A 279-nucleotide genomic window follows, 5' to 3' on the forward strand; every position below is an offset into this window, starting at 1 on the left:
GTGATGGTGACCCGCTTGCGCCGGCCGGGGAGGTGGCGGACGCCGGCCTCGGTGTAAGCCAGCCAGCCCACGGACTTTTTGAGGTCCTCTTTGGTGTCGCCCAGCACTTCGGCGTCCAAGCCCATACCCGCGATGACCAAGAAGGTGTGGCTGGAGGATTTGCCGGTGATGTTGTTGCTGATACCCATGGTCGCGGTGTCGATGAACCGTTGATGCCCGAACAAAGCGGTTTGGATGCAGCCTGAAAGATCGGTGACATCCAGGTCAAGGTTGCGGGCC

General features: G+C 61.3%; 1 protein-coding gene. It reads right to left on the minus strand.

What is annotated here, in order from left to right; translation table 11 throughout:
* Positions 1–279: diacylglycerol/lipid kinase family protein (locus tag SB724_RS19845; protein ID WP_410572521.1), on the minus strand; the 279-nt coding region annotated here is incomplete at both ends.

The sequence above is a fragment of the Bacillus sp. SIMBA_031 genome (genome assembly GCF_046535225.1).
Classification (GTDB): domain Bacteria; phylum Bacillota; class Bacilli; order Bacillales; family Bacillaceae; genus Bacillus; species Bacillus velezensis.